The organism is Halobacillus litoralis (genome assembly GCF_020171725.1).
Taxonomy (GTDB): Bacteria; Bacillota; Bacilli; order Bacillales; family Halobacillaceae; genus Halobacillus; species Halobacillus litoralis_F.
Genome location: NZ_JAIVAJ010000001.1, coordinates 286071 through 303720, shown reverse-complemented (window position 1 = coordinate 303720; position 17650 = coordinate 286071). Strand labels below are relative to the sequence as shown.

At 47.2% G+C, this 17650-nt stretch carries 18 protein-coding genes; 13 read left to right on the top strand and 5 right to left on the bottom strand.

All coding sequences use genetic code 11. The annotated features are described in order from the left end of the window. From LCM20_RS01585 to LCM20_RS01575, 3 genes are all read left to right on the top strand, one after another. On the top strand, positions 1 to 696 hold the full coding sequence (locus tag LCM20_RS01585; RefSeq protein ID WP_225193671.1) for a hypothetical protein: 696 nt from the start codon (positions 1 to 3) through the stop codon (positions 694 to 696). A 33-nt stretch (positions 697 to 729) separates the two neighbouring features. After that, the gene (locus LCM20_RS01580; RefSeq protein ID WP_225193670.1) at positions 730 to 1521 is read left to right on the top strand and encodes an alpha/beta hydrolase family protein; all 792 of its coding nucleotides are present in this window, start codon (positions 730 to 732) and stop codon (positions 1519 to 1521) included. Positions 1522 to 1617: 96 nt separating this feature from the next. After that, the gene (locus LCM20_RS01575) at positions 1618 to 2718 is read left to right on the top strand and encodes an NADH:flavin oxidoreductase (protein ID WP_225193669.1); all 1101 of its coding nucleotides are present in this window, start codon (positions 1618 to 1620) and stop codon (positions 2716 to 2718) included. A gap of 407 nt (positions 2719 to 3125) precedes the next feature. On the opposite strand, the gene LCM20_RS01570 is transcribed toward LCM20_RS01575, so the two are convergent. After that, positions 3126 to 4559 carry an amidase family protein gene (locus LCM20_RS01570; RefSeq protein WP_225193668.1) on the bottom strand — a complete coding sequence of 478 codons (1434 nt, stop codon included), beginning with the start codon at positions 4557 to 4559 and terminating at the stop codon, positions 3126 to 3128. Between the two features lie 116 nt (positions 4560 to 4675). Between LCM20_RS01570 and LCM20_RS01565 the strand changes: the two genes are divergently transcribed. Beyond that, positions 4676 to 5392 carry a hypothetical protein gene (locus LCM20_RS01565; protein WP_225193667.1) on the top strand — a complete coding sequence of 239 codons (717 nt, stop codon included), beginning with the start codon at positions 4676 to 4678 and terminating at the stop codon, positions 5390 to 5392. A 90-nt stretch (positions 5393 to 5482) separates the two neighbouring features. On the opposite strand, the gene LCM20_RS01560 is transcribed toward LCM20_RS01565, so the two are convergent. Then, on the bottom strand, positions 5483 to 6115 hold the full coding sequence (locus LCM20_RS01560; RefSeq protein WP_225193666.1) for an HAD-IA family hydrolase: 633 nt from the start codon (positions 6113 to 6115) through the stop codon (positions 5483 to 5485). A gap of 75 nt (positions 6116 to 6190) precedes the next feature. Between LCM20_RS01560 and LCM20_RS01555 the strand changes: the two genes are divergently transcribed. Further along, a complete protein-coding gene (locus LCM20_RS01555; protein ID WP_225193665.1) occupies positions 6191 to 6898 on the top strand; it encodes a class I SAM-dependent methyltransferase in 708 nt (235 codons plus the stop codon). An 18-nt stretch (positions 6899 to 6916) separates the two neighbouring features. Here the strand turns inward: LCM20_RS01555 and LCM20_RS01550 are convergent, their stop codons facing one another. Beyond that, on the bottom strand, positions 6917 to 7363 hold the full coding sequence (locus LCM20_RS01550) for a DUF4830 domain-containing protein (protein WP_225193664.1): 447 nt from the start codon (positions 7361 to 7363) through the stop codon (positions 6917 to 6919). Positions 7364 to 7409: 46 nt separating this feature from the next. Continuing rightward, complete coding sequence (locus LCM20_RS01545) at positions 7410 to 7961, bottom strand: flavodoxin family protein (protein WP_225193663.1); 552 nt, start codon at positions 7959 to 7961, stop codon at positions 7410 to 7412. A gap of 115 nt (positions 7962 to 8076) precedes the next feature. Between LCM20_RS01545 and LCM20_RS01540 the strand changes: the two genes are divergently transcribed. From LCM20_RS01540 to LCM20_RS01510, 7 genes are all read left to right on the top strand, one after another. Then, positions 8077 to 8982, top strand: coding sequence for a LysR family transcriptional regulator (locus LCM20_RS01540; RefSeq protein ID WP_225193662.1), 906 nt, complete (start codon positions 8077 to 8079; stop codon positions 8980 to 8982). A gap of 97 nt (positions 8983 to 9079) precedes the next feature. After that, on the top strand, positions 9080 to 9832 hold the full coding sequence (locus tag LCM20_RS01535; protein ID WP_225193661.1) for a serine hydrolase: 753 nt from the start codon (positions 9080 to 9082) through the stop codon (positions 9830 to 9832). 229 nt (positions 9833 to 10061) lie between these two features. Next, entirely contained in the window at positions 10062 to 11327 is a 1266-nt protein-coding gene (locus LCM20_RS01530) for a histidine--tRNA ligase (RefSeq protein WP_225194179.1), read from the top strand. A gap of 134 nt (positions 11328 to 11461) precedes the next feature. After that, positions 11462 to 11611: a hypothetical protein gene (locus LCM20_RS01525; RefSeq protein WP_225193660.1), complete on the top strand. Its 150-nt coding sequence runs from the start codon at positions 11462 to 11464 to the stop codon at positions 11609 to 11611. Positions 11612 to 11680: 69 nt separating this feature from the next. Next, positions 11681 to 12355, top strand: a complete 675-nt coding sequence (locus tag LCM20_RS01520) for a hypothetical protein (RefSeq protein ID WP_225193659.1) — start codon at positions 11681 to 11683, stop codon at positions 12353 to 12355. A 135-nt stretch (positions 12356 to 12490) separates the two neighbouring features. After that, a complete protein-coding gene (locus tag LCM20_RS01515; RefSeq protein WP_225193658.1) occupies positions 12491 to 14587 on the top strand; it encodes a methyl-accepting chemotaxis protein in 2097 nt (698 codons plus the stop codon). A 107-nt stretch (positions 14588 to 14694) separates the two neighbouring features. Beyond that, on the top strand, positions 14695 to 14979 hold the full coding sequence (locus LCM20_RS01510; RefSeq protein ID WP_225193657.1) for a hypothetical protein: 285 nt from the start codon (positions 14695 to 14697) through the stop codon (positions 14977 to 14979). A 126-nt stretch (positions 14980 to 15105) separates the two neighbouring features. Here LCM20_RS01510 and LCM20_RS01505 read toward each other — a convergent pair whose 3' ends face one another. Continuing rightward, positions 15106 to 16818, bottom strand: a complete 1713-nt coding sequence (locus LCM20_RS01505) for an NFACT family protein (RefSeq protein WP_225193656.1) — start codon at positions 16816 to 16818, stop codon at positions 15106 to 15108. 303 nt (positions 16819 to 17121) lie between these two features. On the opposite strand from LCM20_RS01505, the gene LCM20_RS01500 reads away from it, so the two are divergent. Next, positions 17122 to 17385 (top strand): CD3324 family protein, encoded by a 264-nt coding sequence (locus LCM20_RS01500; RefSeq protein ID WP_225193655.1) that lies wholly within the window; start codon positions 17122 to 17124, stop codon positions 17383 to 17385. Positions 17386 to 17650 lie beyond the last annotated feature (265 nt).

Below are 17650 nucleotides of genomic sequence, written 5' to 3'. Positions count from 1 at the left end.
GTGAGAATTTGGTGGATCATCTGCATCCTTCTTCTTCTCGTAGGATGTGGAAATGAAACGTCCCTAGTCAAGGGGGAAGCCTATGGTATTAATGAAGATCAGTCTGAATTCACGCTTTTTAAAGGCTATGCGTACTCGTTGGAAGAGATGAGTGAAGGGGATTATGATGAGTACGATCCGACTATTGAAGCGGCCAGGATCCGTGTAATGGAGGAAACGGTCTTTGAAGGAGAAGTTAGTTCCTTTGAGGAGCTTCAGTCTGCACATAAAGTCGAGGTGGTCGTAAATGGTGGCTATGAAAAAAAGTTAGTCTCTGCAGAGGAATTGGTCGACGTGTCTGATGACTTGAAGACTTATGAAGCGGAACGGATTACCGTCACGCCTTATACGAAAGAAGAGCTGGTGTCTGAGATGACGGCAGAGGAAGGAAAACTGTCTCTTTACGTCTACAACACTGGTGAAGCAGAAGAGATGGGATCCTACAGGGATGTCATCGGCGATACGCCCATCAGTCAAGTATCCATCGAACCAACCTTTACAAACGGTGTGCAAAACCAGGCTGAACTTCTTGGGATTCATGAAGAGGGTCCGACGTATATCGTAACGGATGAGGAGGGCATTGTGTTCCGGACTCATAAGCTGGAAGAACTGCGGGCATTTTTTGATGAACGAAATCAAGAGGAGGGGGCAGAATGACCGGCTCTCTTTTTTTAGGAAAGGTGTGAAACAATGAGGCATTATTTTGTTCGAAAAGAAGAGATTGTAGGAGATTTATTGATTCCGAGTGATGAGGATAACCTAGGTATTGGATTGGTGTGGCTGCCTGGTCTCCCGAACCAGCCGTTGGTAGAAGATATGACCCACAATCTGGCGGCGAAAGGGTTTACGGTTCTGAATGCCAGATACCCCGGAAGCTGGCAGAGTTATGGACGTTTCGGACCTGCGAGCTCGGTAGAAGGAGCAAACCTTGGATTGGAACTGTTGAACGAAGGGGAAACGACGGACCTTCCTACAATGGAAACGGTTAGGTGGAATGTAAATCGTCTTGTTCTCGTTGGTAACAGCTATGGAGGTGCCATTGCGGTGACGGCACTTGCAAAAAATGACCTTGCGGACGGGGCTGTCGCGTTCTGCCCGATGCTCGACCCTGGTGCTCAGAACGATCGACCAGATGAACCGGAAGAGGACCTCACGACGATGCTTCCTTTTTTGAAGAGATGTCATGAGAACACTTTTAGAGACATCGACCCTCTAGAGTGGAACGCTTTTATCAAAGGAGAGCACCTGTGCAACCCGGTTGATTACATAACGGAACTGAAAGACAAGAGGATGCTCTTCATACACGGGACAGAGGACGTGAGCATACGGCCACGCCATACCCTCAGTTTCTATGAAAAATTGAAAAAGGCGGGAGCTGATCAGGTTGAACTCAAGGTCGTAGAAAGCATTGGACATGGGAGAAAACTGAGGACGTCAACAGAATCAGAGTGGGTCCGGTGGTTGGTGAAGCATTTTTCATAAGTGGATATCTGGTAGAACATGAACGAAACAAATCATTTTCCTTTCTTTTTCTCATTTGGCATACTCATATTGTATACATGAAAGATGAGGGACAGTATGAGCAATCAACAATCACTACAACCACTTTTTGAATCCTTTCAAACAGATAAACTGACGCTGCCGAACCGGACCGTCATGGCGCCGATGACGAGAAGCTTTTCTCCGAACGGCATTCCAGACGAAAAGGTAGCGGCCTACTACCGCCGCAGGGCTGAGCACAATGTTGGTTTGATCATTACAGAGGGAACCGGCATTAATCATCCAGCCTCTGTTTCAGGTGACTCGATTCCACTATTTCACGGCGAAGCCTCGCTTGGAGGGTGGAAGAACGTCGTCGATCAAGTACACGAGGCAGGTGGTAAAATTGCACCTCAGCTTTGGCACGTCGGAATGACACGAAAGCAAGGCGATCTTCCGAATGAGGAGGCTTCCCCTGTCGGTCCGTCTGGTCTGACGCTGGACGGCGAGAAGGCGACTGAACCCTTAACGATAGAAGAAATCGAACAGCTGGTTGAGGCTTACGCAAAAGCCGCAGCTGACGCGAAACGTTTAGGTTTCGACGCGATCGAAATCCACGGCGCACACGGTTATTTAATTGATCAGTTCTTCTGGGAACAGACGAACAAAAGAACCGATCGTTACGGAGGCGATCTCGTTAAACGTACGCAGTTCGCCGTCGAAATCGTGGAAGCCTGCCGACGTGAAGTGGGCCATGACTTCCCAATTATTTTCCGCTTCTCTCAGTGGAAAATGAATGATTTCGCTGCGAAGCTCGCGGAAACCCCGGATGAGCTGGACCAATTCCTCAAGCCTCTTGTTGACGCAGGAGTCGATCTGTTCCACTGCTCGACTCGTAGGTTCTGGGAGCCGGCATTTGAAGGTTCTGATTTGAATCTCGCAGGCTGGACGAAAAAGCTGACGGGTAAACCGGTTATTTCGGTTGGATCGGTCGGTCTGAGCGGAGAGTTTACCAGCTTTTCTGATGCGGAAACGACGAGTCTTGATGGATTGGTCGAAAAGCTTGATCAAGAGGAGTTCGATCTGATTGCAATCGGCCGTTCGCTGCTCCAGGATCCTGCCTGGGTGGAGAAGGTGGAAAACGGTCAGGCGGATGATCTGCTTCCATTTGACAAAAGCTCCTTATCAAAACTTTATTGATTTTAGGACGGCACGATCGCTAACATTACCTATCGGTTCGCTTGGGTAGAGAGAAACGGTGTTGGAGAAACGACTCGCTTTCCACAGGCGTCCGGTGAGCCTCCTCGCTCCTTCGGTCGCTTGCGGGGTCTCACGCTGTACTTTGATCCTGTAGGAGTCTCCTCGTTTCTCCAACACCTCTACATAGTGGGGTGGAACCTCTTGTGTGACGACCCTTATTTCGATTGGAAAGCCAGACAAGACTTCTGCTCTAAATGGAGAGTGTTGCTGTCATTGCCCAGGTTGAAGGTACTGCCAATCGTTTGATTACAGAATCATCTACAAAACAAAATCCGGACGACTCATTCTTTAAGAATGGGGCGTCCGGGTTTTTAAATGATGAAAAGCCACAACCTATTTTTGTTGGTTCACAGAGTAGGAGCTTTGTGAGTTGTGCTTCTAGTTTGTTCGTAATGGTAGGCGAGGGATAGTAGTTTCCCTTCTTCGTACGCACCGCCTGTTAAGGTTAGTCCGACGGGTTTTCCTTCGGTTTCGGTGTAGCCTGCTGGGACGGTGATGGATGGATATCCTGCGATTGCCGGCATTTGGGAGCCGAGTTCATTCGGGGATAAGAATGCATCCAGCTGATATTCGGCTTTCACGGCGTCGAGTCCATCTGCCTGTGAGGCTCGGAGGTCCTCCAGGCGATCCAACAGGTATGCTGGGTCGGTGAGACGGCCGTTCGTTTTTTCTGCATCCATCAGAACTGACTGACCGTATTTCAGAGCTGTTTCTTCATGTTGATGGTGAAACACGATCAGTTCGTTAAGTGTGTGGACCGGAATGTGCGGTGCGCATGTGGCGAGATAGGCATTCACGCCATGCTTGAATTCATGGAACATGACGCTTGATTCTCTTTCAGTAACCGGCAGAGACACGTCGATCACTTCCGCACCTTGTTTCTTCAAATCTTCGATGGCTTGATCGATTACCTTCGCTTCTTCCTCATTCAAGGCTTGTAAAAAGGTGCGGTCGACCCCGATTCGTGCATGCTGTAGAGCGAATGTGTTTAATTCCATTGTGTAAAGGTTCGATATGTGTCCTGGTTTTGCTGCCGTGGCCGGATCTTTCGGATCGACTCCTACAAGTGCTTCGAGCAGGAGTGCGGCGTCCTTAACCGTTCGTGTGATGGGCCCTGCTGTGTCCTGGCTGTGCGAAATCGGGATGATGCCCAAACGGCTGACGAGCCCGACTGTCGGTTTTACGCCGACAAGTGAATTTCGACTGGCTGGACTCAAAATCGATCCGCTCGTTTCCGTGCCGATTGCTGCGGCGGCGAAGTAAGAAGCGACCGCTGCTGCGGAGCCTGAGCTGGAACCCCCGACATCGAATGTGCCAGGGGCATAGGGGTTCAGGACTTGACCGCCGCGCGAACTGTAGCCGTTTGGCATCGCTTCACTCATGAAATTCGCCCACTCCGTCAGGTTCGCTTTTCCAATGATCACGGCCCCTGCTTTTCTTAATTGAGAAGCGACGAAGGCATCCTTATCCGCATAATGATCCTTCAGCGCGATGGATCCAGCGGTCGTGTGCATTTTATCCCCCGTATCAATATTATCCTTCACGATGACGGGGATCCCATGGAGCGGTCCTCGGATTCCTTTCAGCTTCCGTTCCTGATCGAGCGCTTCCGCTATATGTACGGCATCGGGGTTGATTTCCGCCACCGAGTTGATGGCAGCACCTTGCTGGTCGTATTCGGCAATCCTTTTCAAATAAGTCAGGGTCAGCTCTCTGGAACTTGTCTGTCCATTCGTCAAGGCTGCCTGCATGGAACTTACGTCGTTGTACCAATCTTTCATCTTCACAACCTCCTTTTCTACAGTATAAACGTTCACACCATCAAGTGACAGGAGCACACGCTTGAAATGGTTGAAATTTACATGTATCGTGGATAAAAAGAGGGGAGGCGTTCAAGGTGACAACATTGATCATCACCTTCAACGTTGTAGCGGTCATCTTATCGGTTATGTATATCCGATTGGAGCGACAGGAAGGAAGCAAGGGTTCTTTTCGAAGTCGGTTGACGAAAAAGAGACGATTCGTATTGATTGCAGGAAGTGTGACGGTTCTCGGATTAGTGGTGTTCGCTGGTTATCAATACATAGAAAAACAGAAATACATGAATCACTTATCGAATGAATTCATGTTCTCGTTCCTTTTAACGGGAGATACGTTGGAGAACATTAACCGTTCAATAGACGACTATGCTGAACAGGACCAGTGGACACAGTCGGATCGAAGAGACCTGTTACAGCAATACGAAGCGCTCGGCTTATCGTGGACGAAAATCCTGGCTATTTCTACAACCGAACAGCCGGACATTTTTGAAGGTATGAATCAAAATTTGTATCAGCTCACAAACTCTCCTGAAGCGTTTTTGAATGAAGCGGTGGAAGAGGAAGTGGAGTGGTCGAACGATGTGGAGGACCAGCTGAATCAGTTCAAGGAAATCAATGAAGTTTTGTTGAGCGGCATGGTGGAGAACGTATATGAAATCGACCAGAACTTCAGCGGACATGTTTCGTTGAATCTACAAGAGGAAGACATCCAGCCGTTTATTAAACGTAAGAGCTGGATGCGGTTCTTTGAACGATTGGAAGCGGAGCAACTTTTGGCTAGTTCGGAATCCTGATACGGTGTTAAAAAGGTAGGACACCCACTTAGTAGCAAAGTGGGTGTCCTACCTTTTTCTGATCGGAAAGTCGCGGCTCGGACAGCCGTCTTACTTATTGTTATGCAGGTTGAGAATGGGCAGAAGCTGCTGAAAATCGGTGATCGAGTGATCGGCATGTTCGTTTTGTTCAGGACGGCCAGAAAAATAGATGGCATCCATCCCAGCATGTTTCCCTGCCAATAGGTCGAGATCACGGTCCCCGATCATTACGGCTTCTGACGTAGTGATCTGATGCTTCTCCGATAAATGGAGAAGGGCATTCGGGCTCGGCTTCCGCTCGAATCCATGCTCTGACGTGATGAAATCTGTGAAATAATCATACAGATCGAATTTCTTCAGCATCTCAATAGATGAACGGCCTCTATGGGTATAAAGGTAATTCTTCCTGCCTGATTGATGGATGGCACGGCAGACCTCCGCGATATGGTCAAATGGCTCGGACTGCTCGATTTCAATATCCTTGCGTTTCGCATGGAATCGATTGATGAAGTGGTCGTCGATGGCGTAGTTCTCCTTATAGTGTTTTTCCGTTGCCGACATCGAGACCTTCATGTGACTTAGAATCTGATCCGAAGTTTCCTCGATTCCTTCTTCCTTTAACGTCCGCTCGAAAATCCCCGCCATGACCGGGTATGTATCAAATAACGTCCCGTCAAAGTCCCAAATGATGTGCTTGTACATGACATTCCTCCTTTATCTTCCATATCAGTTTAGCACGTATGGTAAACTATCGATAGAAAGAAGGGAGTCGGTTCGATGAATAAGACAGGAGAGACGTTTGATCAGCTAGCATCTACATACTTAAGAGACACGGATCAAACGAGTTATTATAATGCGCTGTATGAAAGACCGGCAATGCTTGATGAAATTCCAAAAGATCTGCAGGACGTGCGGGTCCTGGATGCAGGGTGTGCTGCTGGGTGGTATAGTGAACAACTTACAGAACGAGGGGCCAGTGTGACGGGCGTTGATGTCAGTGGAAAAATGGTGCAGGCGGCGGAGGAGAGACTGAAAGGAAAAGCCGAATTTCTCCAACATGACCTGGAAGAGCCATTTCCTTTCGAGGATCAAACATTCGATTGGATCATCAGCTCCTTGACGCTTCATTACATCAAGGACTGGAGCGAAGTCTTTCAACAATTTCATCGTCTTCTGAAGCCGGACGGAATACTCTTATTTTCCGTCCATCATCCGTTCATGGATTTTACGAGAATGAACGCAGAGAACTATTTTGAAAATAAGCAGTTGACGGACCGTTGGCACAAGCCATCCGTCACATTGGATGTCCGATTTTACAGACGTTCCATGCAGGATATCGTGAACGTGACCACAAGCTCTTTTCAGTTAGACCACATCATGGAGCCGCGACCGTTAAGCGAATTGAAAGACTTGGATAAGAAAAACTATGATTACTTGATGACCCATCCCCACTTTCTCATTGTAAAGGCAGTAAAAAGAAGCTGACGGGTTACGTCAGCTTCTCTAATCTACTTTATCTTCTGTCGTTATGCGTTCTTCCTCATCTAATGCGAAAAGTCCAGGTGTCCAATTCTCCATCGTTCCATAACCGCCCACAATCTCCCCGTCGATTTCGTAAAGGACAGCGGATAACCTTGAGGCGTCCGAGCGCTTTTCCTTCAATCGATAGGTAGTTACGACTGCTTCTATTCCTTTGTCGTCATAAGGTTCCAAATCAAGACCAGCATGTTTCAGCATTTGAAGTCGTTCAGGAAAATACTCGATGACCTCTAAAGTAGAGCCGCAATCTTTTTGGATGTGCCACCCAAAATCGTCTAAATATTCTTCGTGTGACGCAGGGACATCATTTGTTCTGTGGCATGGGCTTTGTTTGGAATCACCAGTAGACTGACCGTCAATGGTCATCCAGGCAAGAGCTGAAATAGTGACAACGAAGAACGCCGTAATCATCAAACCTCTCAAAGGAAATCACCCTGTTTTTACCCTTATGATAACATCATTTTCCAGATAACTTAAACTGTTGATTCCATCGATCCGCACTATCTAATGCAGCCACGTCCTTAAGGATGTCGCCTGGCTTATGAGCCTGGCCGATGATATACCCCTCCATCGGAAGCTGGACGAAATCAAAGATTTGTTTGAACTGCATGATCATCGGCAGCCCCTTCGTATGAGGCTGATCACCTCCGACAGCTGTGACAAATGCTTTTTTTCCCGACATCCGTTCACGGAAATCTTCATATTCCGGCTGCCTCATCGTCTGGGACCAGCGATCGATGAACAGCTTCATGGATGCCGTCATCGAATACCAGTAAATCGGCGTAGCAAAAATAAGGACGTCGTGCGCCATAACCTCTTTCATCAAGCTGTCATAGTCATCGTTAACAGAATGGAACCCATCCTCATCGTGGCGCTCGTCAACAATCGCATCAATCGTATAATTCTTCAGATCGAACCACGTCGCGTCCGTTCCTTCCACCAGACGCTTTGCGAGCATCTCTGTATTTCCATCATTCCGGCCACCGCCGTTCAGTACAGCTATTTTCATACCCAATCCCTCCGTTGTTCTATGTCACCTACTAGTCTATACTAAGACTAACAATCACAAAAACGGATAATTCCAATCGATACAATCGATAAATCCGATGGAAGGAGCACCTACGATGGATTTAAAACAAGTCCACACCTTTTTGACAGTAGCCGAAACCTTGAACTTCACCAAAGCCGCGAGTCAGCTCAGCTTCGCCCAGTCCAGCGTCACCTCTCACATCCGCGCGCTTGAAGACAGCCTTGGCAAGCCCCTTTTTGACCGTTTAGGAAAAAAGATCCGACTCACCGAAGCAGGCCAGGATTTTCTCGTCTATGCCGAACGTCTGGTTCAGTTGAGTGAGGAAGCGAAGCTGGTGATCAGCGGACAGGACGAACCGGAGGGTACGATCGTGATGGGAGCACAGGAAAGTCTATGTACCTATCGACTGCCCCCTATCCTGAAGGAGTTCAAAGCTACGTATCCGAAGGTGAAGATCGTCTTCAAACCGGCACACTCCGATACGATGGTCCGTCAACAGTTGGAGGAGGGGAAGATGGATATCGCCTTTTTCTTGGATGTACTGAAGCCTGAATCCGCCTTGACTATGGAAGTTCTTGCGGTCGATGACATCAAGCTTGTAGCAAGCCCGGAACATGCGTTATCAGGTGAATCCAATATTCCACTCCAGGAGCTTAAAGAGGAAACGTTCCTGTTAACGGAAGCAGGGTGCTCGTACCGGAATTTATTCGAGAAAGCATGTCGTGAAGAAGGCGTGCATCCCGGAAGTCAGTTTGAATTTGGCAGCGTAGAAGCGATTAAGCAATGCGTGATGGCAGGTCTCGGTGTCGCGTTGCTGCCGAGAATGGTCGTGGAGCGTGAACTGCAGTCAAAGGAGCTTGTCGAACTCGATGTCGAGACGATGGTTCCGCCGGTCTACACAAAGATGGCCTGGCACAAAGACAAATGGAAGACGGCACCGCTTGAAGCATGTATCGAGCTGATGAGGGAGCGACTTGTTGATCCGGCCCGTTCACTTTAGGCTGTACAGGAGAAAGGACTCAAGTTGAGCTTCTCAGCTGTCCACATCCCACATTCTGGTATATAATAGACAAAACAAATTTCAGGGGGATGAGGTCGTGAGCAAAGTCATTGGGAAACTGCTTGAGATTGAAAAAGGGACACAGGCTGCTGTCATTTATTCGACGAAAGACAGGGAAGTCGTTTCTTCCATTCACGAGGATGAGTTATTTCCGCTCGCTTCGGCCGCTAAGCTTGCTGTCGGATACGCGGTGGCACAACAAGTCAAAAGAGGTGAACTCACTTGGGAACACACAGTGGATGACGTCACGTTCAACCCGCTTGAGGATAGTGAAGAGATTTATCCGCATTATCAGGGCAGGACTTCTCTTTCATTGAGGGAAGCCGTTGAAGTGATGATCGCAGCCCATGATACTGCTGTAGCTGAAGCGGTCGTTCAAGTTGGTGGGGGATGGAAGCAGATACATGACTTGGTCCAGAAGGATTTCAGGACGATGGACCTTCAGGAAGACCCGAGAGACGTGCGCAATCAGGCAAGTGCAGCAGATATGTTTTACTTGATTCAGAGAATTTATGACGGATACCAACAGGACCCGCAAACGTTCGGACCGGTCATCAGCGGCCTCGTGAGGCAGCAGGACCACATGCTGCAAGTGCCGTCTCATCATTTGAATCATATGACAGGTGGACTCGAACACGCCATCGTCGATATCGGCATTTTAGGAAGCTTTCACGAGTATCCTTTTCTGTACGTCGTGGCGGTAAAAGATGTACCCGATCGCCGGCATCATAAGCGTGCAGATGAAAAAGTGATTGAAACCATCCAGCGATTGTATAAATGGGTGCAATAAAAACGTTGCATTCCAAATTTGTTCTGGTAATATATAGGGTAATCTTTTTAAGGAGTGTCGACCTATGGCTAACGTAACGACACAACTTCATCATACGATCTAGTCTTGCTATTCGATTGTAAAAAAATCGTACATAGGAAGGCTATTATGCAATCAACCTCATGGTTCTTTAATCCAAAGAATCGTGGGGTTTTTTTATTTTTAAAAGGAGGCTGATGGAATGAAGAAGATGAAGGATCAGAATGTGAAAGGGACGAAGGACTTCCTGCCTGAAGAGGAAAGAAAAAGAAGACACATCAGAAGGACACTTGAAAATGCATTTATCTCTTATGGTTGTCTTCCGCTCGAGACACCGATTCTCAATGAACAGTCGCTTATGGCATCGAAATATGCAGGCGGGGCGGAAATTCTGAAGGAAATGTACACCTTGTCGGACCGTGGGGAACGGGAGCTTGCGCTGCGTTACGATTTGACGATTCCGTTTGCGAAAGTGGCCGCGATGAACCCGCAGTTAAAGAAACCGTTCAAGCGTTATGAAATCGGCAAGGTGTTTCGGGACGGCCCGATTAAAAAAGGGAGGAACCGTGAATTTACGCAGTGTGATGTCGATGTCGTCGGAGCGGAGTTTCCAGTGGCAGAAGCTGAACTGATGGTGATGGCACTCGATGCATTTGATGAGCTCGGGATGAGCGTGGTATTGGAATACAATAACCGTAAGCTTCTCACTGGGATGCTGAAGCGGCTCGGTATTTCCTCAAGCAACGTGAACGAAGCGATTCTCATCTTGGATAAAGTCGAAAAGATCGGGGTTGAAAAGGTTCTTGATCAATTGGGTCAACTGGATATAGAGGGGGACACACGGCAGCGCATCGAGGACTATATAACAGATGAACGAAGCCAATCCCTGTCCTACTATCAAACATTGGAACAGCCGAATGAAGAATTGAAAGAGGGAATAGAGGAGATCGAGCAGCTACAGGAATATATAGAGGCGCTGGACATCCAATCCTCGTGCCTGTTCCAGCCGTTTCTAGCGCGCGGATTGGACATTTACACCGGCACCATTTATGAAGTCTTTCTCAAGGACAATTCGCTGTCTTCCAGCATTGCGAGTGGAGGGCGATACGACAATGCGGTAGGAGGGTTTCTCGGTACGAACGAATCGATCTCGACCGTCGGATTATCCTTCGGCCTTGATGTCATGTTTGAAGCCGTTTCGATTTCGGACGAAGTGGATGTCGATGTGTTCGTCACAACGATCGGCTGTCCGAAACAAGGACTTCAAGTGGCAACAAAGCTGAGACGGCAAGGGAAAGTTGTGGAGCTTGACCTCTCCAACAAAAAATTAAAAAAAGCGCTGGAACGAGCGGATGCCATGGGCGTTTCTGAAGTGATCATCATTGGCGGTCGTGAAGTGGAGGATGGCTGTTACCGGTTGAGAGACATGCAGTCAGGAGAAGAAACAACCGTCCCATTTTCCTATGCTTCCTTTTGAAATCGGGAGTTTGAGGGACGACGAGCTTTTCAAATGTGGGTTAGATCAGAGTAAAGCTATTACATGATATAGAAAAAAATGGAACTTATGGCAAGGTTCATTCGTACGCCTTCAATAAGGAGTCGTTACGGACCATGACATTATTCATTACGTTAGTCGCCCTCGGATTTATGATCGCGGTGCCGATTTTTTATATTAGAAGAGAGCGGGATGTTTTTATCAGCCGAGACCAGTATCTGCATGAGAGAACGGCTGTTGTAAAGTGCCATTACTGTGGTCAATAAATGAAAAGGCACAATGGGGAGCAGCAGTGCCCGAACTGTAGAACATGGCTGTGAGGAAGGGGAGATTTTGTGGAACAGGTAGGTTGTGACGTCCATCAGTGGATTGAAGAAGAGCGAAATCTGAAGTGTGGAGAAGCGACCGTAGAACGTGTCATGCCGATGAGATTTGAGAAGTACGTCAAGGTGATGAACCCGATCCATGTGGACAAGATCGCTCCGAAGGCTTTGACCTTTTGGAGCGATCATGATCCAAATGATGACCCCACCTTTGGACTGGGGGAGCGGCAGACGTATAAGGAAGTCTGTGAGAAGTATGGGGGTCCCTATACAAAAGATATTTCGACAGCATTCATTGATCAGACTCTTGGTGGCATCCCGCGAGAGTTGGTGATGCCTGAGGAAGGGGAAGTAGAAGAGTGGGTCCTACCGAAACTTCTTGGGATTCTCCGTCACCATACGGAGGGGCTGGTTTATTTTCATTATGAATTGAACAGCTTGAACTTCGGGTATGTTGGAGAGGGGCTCTGTTTTTCGGGGGAGTTGGACGAGGTGAATGACTTCAAGAAAAATCAACAGGTTGCCGGTTCGCCGACTTACTGGTGGCCGGAAGACAGGCAGTACTGTGTATTCGTCGATATCGACCTGGATTATACGCTGATTAGCGGAAACTTGAGACTCATCCAGGATCTGTTGGATTCAAAGGATCTTGAGGTGATGGAAGTCGAACGGAATACGAAACTTTAATAGAAATGATAGGAAAGTCTGATAATAAATAGGTTTAACGTGTAAGAATCGTGTAAATCTCAATTATTTCTAGTAAAAAAATCATAGTCTGTTCCGATGTTAACAGTAAGAGTTATTCAAATGGAGGGAACAGACATGAAGTGGAAACCATCACGATTGAAGAACAAAATGTTATGGGCGTTACTGCCGACCATCATTCTATCTATGCTCTTGGTCACCTTTGCTTCTTACCATTTATCGAAACAACAGGTAGAATCAGAGATTGTGCGGAGTACCGAAGAAATAGAAAAAGGAATTATTCATGATATCCATAACCGTTTCAATAAGCACCAGCAAGTGGCTCAATCGATTGCTGCGCTTGTGGAAGCAAGAGGAACTTCGTTCACAAGAGAGGACTATAAAGATATTCTTGGTAATGCAATCCGGACGAACGAAGATACTCTAGGCGCAGGTGTATGGTATGAACCCTATACCTATCGTTCTTCCGAGCGCTATTTCGGACCTTACGTAATGAAGACGGAAAGTGGTGTGGCTTACACAGATCAATACGAAACAGCGGAATATGATTTCCCGTCTACTGCTTGGTATCAGGCTGGGAAGGAAGCGGAGACGGCAGGCTGGACAGATCCATATTATGATGAAGCTTCAAACATCACAATGGTAACGACGGCTGTACCATTTTATGAAAATGGCACGTTTGCTGGTGTCATTTCAAGTGATATTGATATTACAAGTATCCAAAGGCTCGTTTCGGAGCTTGAGACGAGTAATAATGGTCACGCTTTTTTGATGGATGCTCAGGGGCAGTATCTCTCTCACCCAGAGGTTGAAAACGTGATGAATGGCTTCGTCAACAATGAAAGCCATCTAGGTGAAGCGGGTCAGCAGATCATTGAGCAGGAGACGGGCCATTTTACAGATGATGGACAGGAATTGTTCTTTACAACGGTTCCGAAAACAGGGTGGAAGCTCGGGATATCGATTCCAACAGCTGAATTGTACGCTTCCTCAAACGTATTGTTAAGGAATCTACTTGTGATTTGTGCCATCGTGATTGTTGTCATGGGTGCAACCATTTACATCTTCTCAACGAAAATGACCCGGCCGATCGAAGCTTTGTCAGAGCAGACGAAGAAGGTTGCAGAGGGGCGGCTAGATGTTCAACTCACACCACGAAGTAACGATGAGATTGGTGATTTAACGAACCATTTCAATTCGATGGTTCATGAAATGAAAGAGTTCATCATTAAAGCCGGTCAAGCTTCCAATACCGTCACGCATTCGGCAGAGAATTTCAGTTCCGTTTCTGAACAATCAACAGCATCCAGTGAAGAGATCAATCGGACGATGGGGGAAATCGCGGCTGCTTCTTCCCACACCTCCAGTGAAATCGACACAACGAAACAACAGATGGATCGTCTTTCAGGGAGAATTGAGCAAGTGACAAGGAACTCAAAAGCCATGAAAGAACAGTCGGTGCTGGCTATGAAGGCAAGTGATCAAGGATTGGATCAAATGAATGAACTCGAACGTCAATCCACTGATTCCACCAAAACCATCGACCATGTTGAAACGCTTGTTCAAAATCTTGCCGGTCAAATTGGCGAAATCAATCAGGTGATTGCGAGTATCAGTGAATTCTCAGAGCAGACGAACCTGCTTTCACTGAATGCAAGCATCGAAGCGGCTCGTGCAGGTGAACACGGGAAGGGATTTGCAGTCGTAGCTGAAGAAGTGAGGAAACTTGCGGATCAATCTTCAGAATCAACGGCGGAAGTCCAACAAATCATCGAGCAGATCCTGAACAGCTCGAAGCAGGCAGTAGAGGGGATGGCGACTACCAAAACGACATCTGAAAAGCAAAAGCAAGTTGTGACCGATACCATCAACGTTTTTAATCAAATACGTGAGAATGTGGAACATATCAATCATAGTATCCAAGGTAATGTGACAGAAGTGGAAAGCATGAATGAAGAGAAAGATGTCGTAATGGGAGCTATGGAGAAAATTTCAGCAAGCATGCAAGAGACAGCTGCCGCAAATGAAGAGGTGACCGCAACGCTGGATGAACAAGTGACTGGACTTCAATCGGTTGCGTATTCCGCTGAGAGTCTGAGTCAGTCTTCCGAAGATCTTCAACGGATGATTGAGGCTTATGAAGTAGGAGAACAGGAAGAACATCAAGAGGGAACGCATGATGGTGGACATGACGAAGAAAAGAAGGCAAGTTAAGGTGGAGACCAGGGAATCTTCCTTGGTCTTTTCTAGTCACTCTTGACCTCTGTAGGTCATTCTTTTATCCTTGTACATAGAATTACTATGTAAGGAAGAGTGTTGATATGAAAAATCCAGTTATGAAAGCCTTCGTCATCACATTTGTTGGAATCGCAGCAATCCTCCTTTTGGTAAAGGTGGGAGTGGAATCAAAGCTTCAGGGGGTTAAACAAGAAGTCCTCGAGGAAAATCCTGAAATCACTGCTGTAGAGGATGTCCAATCGCTTGGAGGCTTGTTTGAGTGGCAGGAATATGTACTTGAAGTCCATAAAGGAACAGACGTCCTTTATCGAATATGGGCGAAGGAAGATGGCCTGGTGAACGATGAGGAAGTGATTGTCACAAAGTGAAAACCATCGATGCAATAGCTTCTAGAGGCGTACATAGCTGGGAGCCCTTCAGCTGTTACAAAATGAAACCCGTAGGAGGCATCCAATTGAGAAGGCCTTCTACGGGTTTTTTATAAAAGAAAAAAGCTACGACTTTTTCAGCTTTTTCACAAACGAAGCATCGGGCGTGACGAAAAGCGTCTGCTGGTGATCATAGATCACATAGCCGGGCTTTGCACCAGACGGCTTTTTCACATGACGGATCTGTGTGTAGTCGACAGGAACACTTGAGGACTTGCTGAACTTACTGAAGTTCGCGGCAAGCTGGGCGGCCTCGAACAGGGTGTCCTCTGACGGGTTTTCATCTTTAATGACGACGTGTGAACCTGGAATATCTTTGGCGTGCAGCCAAACGTCTGATTTTCCAGCCATACGGTTCGTCAGATACTCATTCTGTTTGTTGTTGCGTCCGACGTAAATGAGCGTACCGTCCGTCGATTCGAAGTGCTCTGGATTCGGTTTTGACGGCTTGTTTTTCTTCTTGCCCTTTGTTTGGGCTTTCTTTTTCAAATAGCCTTCTTCCCGAAGCTCTTCGCGGATCTCATCGATATCCTCTTCACGAGCGGATTCGACTTGCTGCAGGAGCCGTTCGAAGTAAAGGATCTCATCTTCTGCTTTCTCGATTTCCTTTTGCACGACTTCTTTTGACTTCTTCAGCTTCTGATACGTTTGGAAATAGCTCTGAGCGTTCTCGCTCGGCGATTTATTCGGGTTCAGTTCAATCGTCATTTCAGACTGATCAGGGTCATAGTAATCGACAACGGTCACGTGTTCATCACCGGCTTTGACCATGTGCATGTGAGCGGTCAACAGTTCGCCAAGCTTCTGATAGTCTTCCGCTGCCTCTGATCGCTTCATCGTCTGTTCATGCTTTTTGATTTTCCGCTTGTTCTTATCCCGTTCGTTTTTCAGGAAGCGGAATAGATCGCCGGCCTGCTGCTTGACGCGGTCGCGCTCGGCTTTTCCGGAATAATAGTCGTCAAGCATGGCGCTGACAGAATCGAACGTCTCGGTTTCCTCCGAGAATTCGTGTAGCGGCAGCACATAGAACTGCTCCCGATCTGCACGATGAATCGTCGGTTCGTAATCATGCCGAAGAATGCGGTTTCTGACAGCTTCATATGCGCTTTTCAGACCGCCCGTTCCTCCGAGACCTGCTTGGTGCACGATCTCCTTCGATATCATAGGCGAGAAGCCCATGATGGTGGAGAGGATCTGCTTATCCATTTTCCCAGAGTTGAAGTCCAGTTTGCGGATCAACGCATCCGGCTCCAGGTCGACAGGGTTGATTTTTCCCTGCTCAGGCGGCAGTTTATACGGCTGACCCGGCATAATCGTACGGTGGCGGTTCTGAGATGGGGGCAGGTGTTTAATGCTGTCAAGGATATGTCCCTGCTCCTCATCAACGAGCAGAATGTTGGAGTGTTTGCCCATTACTTCAATGATCAGCGTCTTCATCGTCTCGTCACCGATTTCATTGCGCGTTCTGATATGGAGCTTCACAATCCGCTCCATGCTGACTTGTTCAATGCGTTCAATGAAGCTTCCGACCAGGTGCTTCCTTAAAAGCATGCAGAGCATCGGAGGCTCTTTTGGATTGTGATACGTATCATCCGTTAAATGAAAACGAGCATAGCTCGGGTGTGCGGATAATAAAAGTGTGTGTTTCTCACGGTTCGCTCGAACAGTAAAGACCAGCTCGGTCTCTGTTGGTTGATAAATTTTCATAATTCGTCCGGACTGGATCGTCTCATTCAATTCATGAGTGATCGCCCGGGTGACAATTCCGTCAAATGACATCGTACTCACCTCTCTAAAAGAAAATTATAGCACGATTCCGAACGAAAGATTAAACGAAAGATTGTGGAGAAGCTCGAGGTTAGAAAAGATTGTAAGATTCAAGAAATTATGAAAAAATAAAAGAAAACCTGACGGGAAGGAGTCTGGAGTCATGTTACTAGGTGCCAAAATGACGCTTCGAAAGCCTCATGCAAAGCTGGATTCAGCCGGCGGTGCTCTGTATGAGGGATTACATTAAAGAACCGCCCGCTTCATTCGGCTTTGCCCTTATAAATTACAGATCATTATAAGGAGCTGGCTGACATGACATGTAATGCGAAAGAGGTTTTACCGAAAGAATTGATGAAACAGATTCAACAATATATTCAAGGGGACACGATCTATATTCCGAAATTGAAGGAGAGCCATCATAAGTGGGGGACGAAATCAGGCGTGAGAAAAGAGCTTGATGAGCGGAATGAGTCGATCCGCCGTGATTTCCGATCAGGGGTCGTCGTCTTGGAACTGGCTGAGAGGTATTGTCTCTCTGTTGAAACGATTAAGAAAATTGTATATGTGAAGCGATAACACTGCCTTTTGGGTGGTGTTTTTTCATGGGGCAGTGTTAAAACGGTTGAGAAAGCTCTCCTCTTTACCGTTTCAACCGGCTTTACGATTCAAAAACGACGAGAGAAGCGATCTCGAGTCGATTTTCTTGGAAGAATACAAAGGAATTGGTTTAGAGAGTTCTTCTCACAACCTTATTCAACCTGTATGGCAACTTTATTCTTCAATCAATCTATCCATACTTTCAAGGCTTACATCCTCCTACAATAAAGAAAGAGGAGGTAAG

Bases quoted from the DNA above. Each gene is read 5' to 3' on its own strand.
- LCM20_RS01580 (WP_225193670.1), top strand. From the start codon at position 730: ATGAGGCATTATTTTGTTCGAAAAGAAGAGATTGTAGGAGATTTATTG.
- LCM20_RS01575 (WP_225193669.1), top strand. From the start codon at position 1,618: ATGAGCAATCAACAATCACTACAACCACTTTTTGAATCCTTTCAAACA.
- LCM20_RS01570 (WP_225193668.1), bottom strand. From the start codon at position 4,559: ATGAAAGATTGGTACAACGACGTAAGTTCCATGCAGGCAGCCTTGACG.
- LCM20_RS01560 (WP_225193666.1), bottom strand. From the start codon at position 6,115: ATGTACAAGCACATCATTTGGGACTTTGACGGGACGTTATTTGATACA.
- LCM20_RS01555 (WP_225193665.1), top strand. From the start codon at position 6,191: ATGAATAAGACAGGAGAGACGTTTGATCAGCTAGCATCTACATACTTA.
- LCM20_RS01550 (WP_225193664.1), bottom strand. From the start codon at position 7,363: ATGATTACGGCGTTCTTCGTTGTCACTATTTCAGCTCTTGCCTGGATG.
- LCM20_RS01545 (WP_225193663.1), bottom strand. From the start codon at position 7,961: ATGAAAATAGCTGTACTGAACGGCGGTGGCCGGAATGATGGAAATACA.
- LCM20_RS01540 (WP_225193662.1), top strand. From the start codon at position 8,077: ATGGATTTAAAACAAGTCCACACCTTTTTGACAGTAGCCGAAACCTTG.
- LCM20_RS01530 (WP_225194179.1), top strand. From the start codon at position 10,062: ATGAAGGATCAGAATGTGAAAGGGACGAAGGACTTCCTGCCTGAAGAG.
- LCM20_RS01525 (WP_225193660.1), top strand. From the start codon at position 11,462: ATGACATTATTCATTACGTTAGTCGCCCTCGGATTTATGATCGCGGTG.
- LCM20_RS01515 (WP_225193658.1), top strand. From the start codon at position 12,491: ATGAAGTGGAAACCATCACGATTGAAGAACAAAATGTTATGGGCGTTA.
- LCM20_RS01510 (WP_225193657.1), top strand. From the start codon at position 14,695: ATGAAAAATCCAGTTATGAAAGCCTTCGTCATCACATTTGTTGGAATC.
- LCM20_RS01505 (WP_225193656.1), bottom strand. From the start codon at position 16,818: ATGTCATTTGACGGAATTGTCACCCGGGCGATCACTCATGAATTGAAT.
- LCM20_RS01500 (WP_225193655.1), top strand. From the start codon at position 17,122: ATGACATGTAATGCGAAAGAGGTTTTACCGAAAGAATTGATGAAACAG.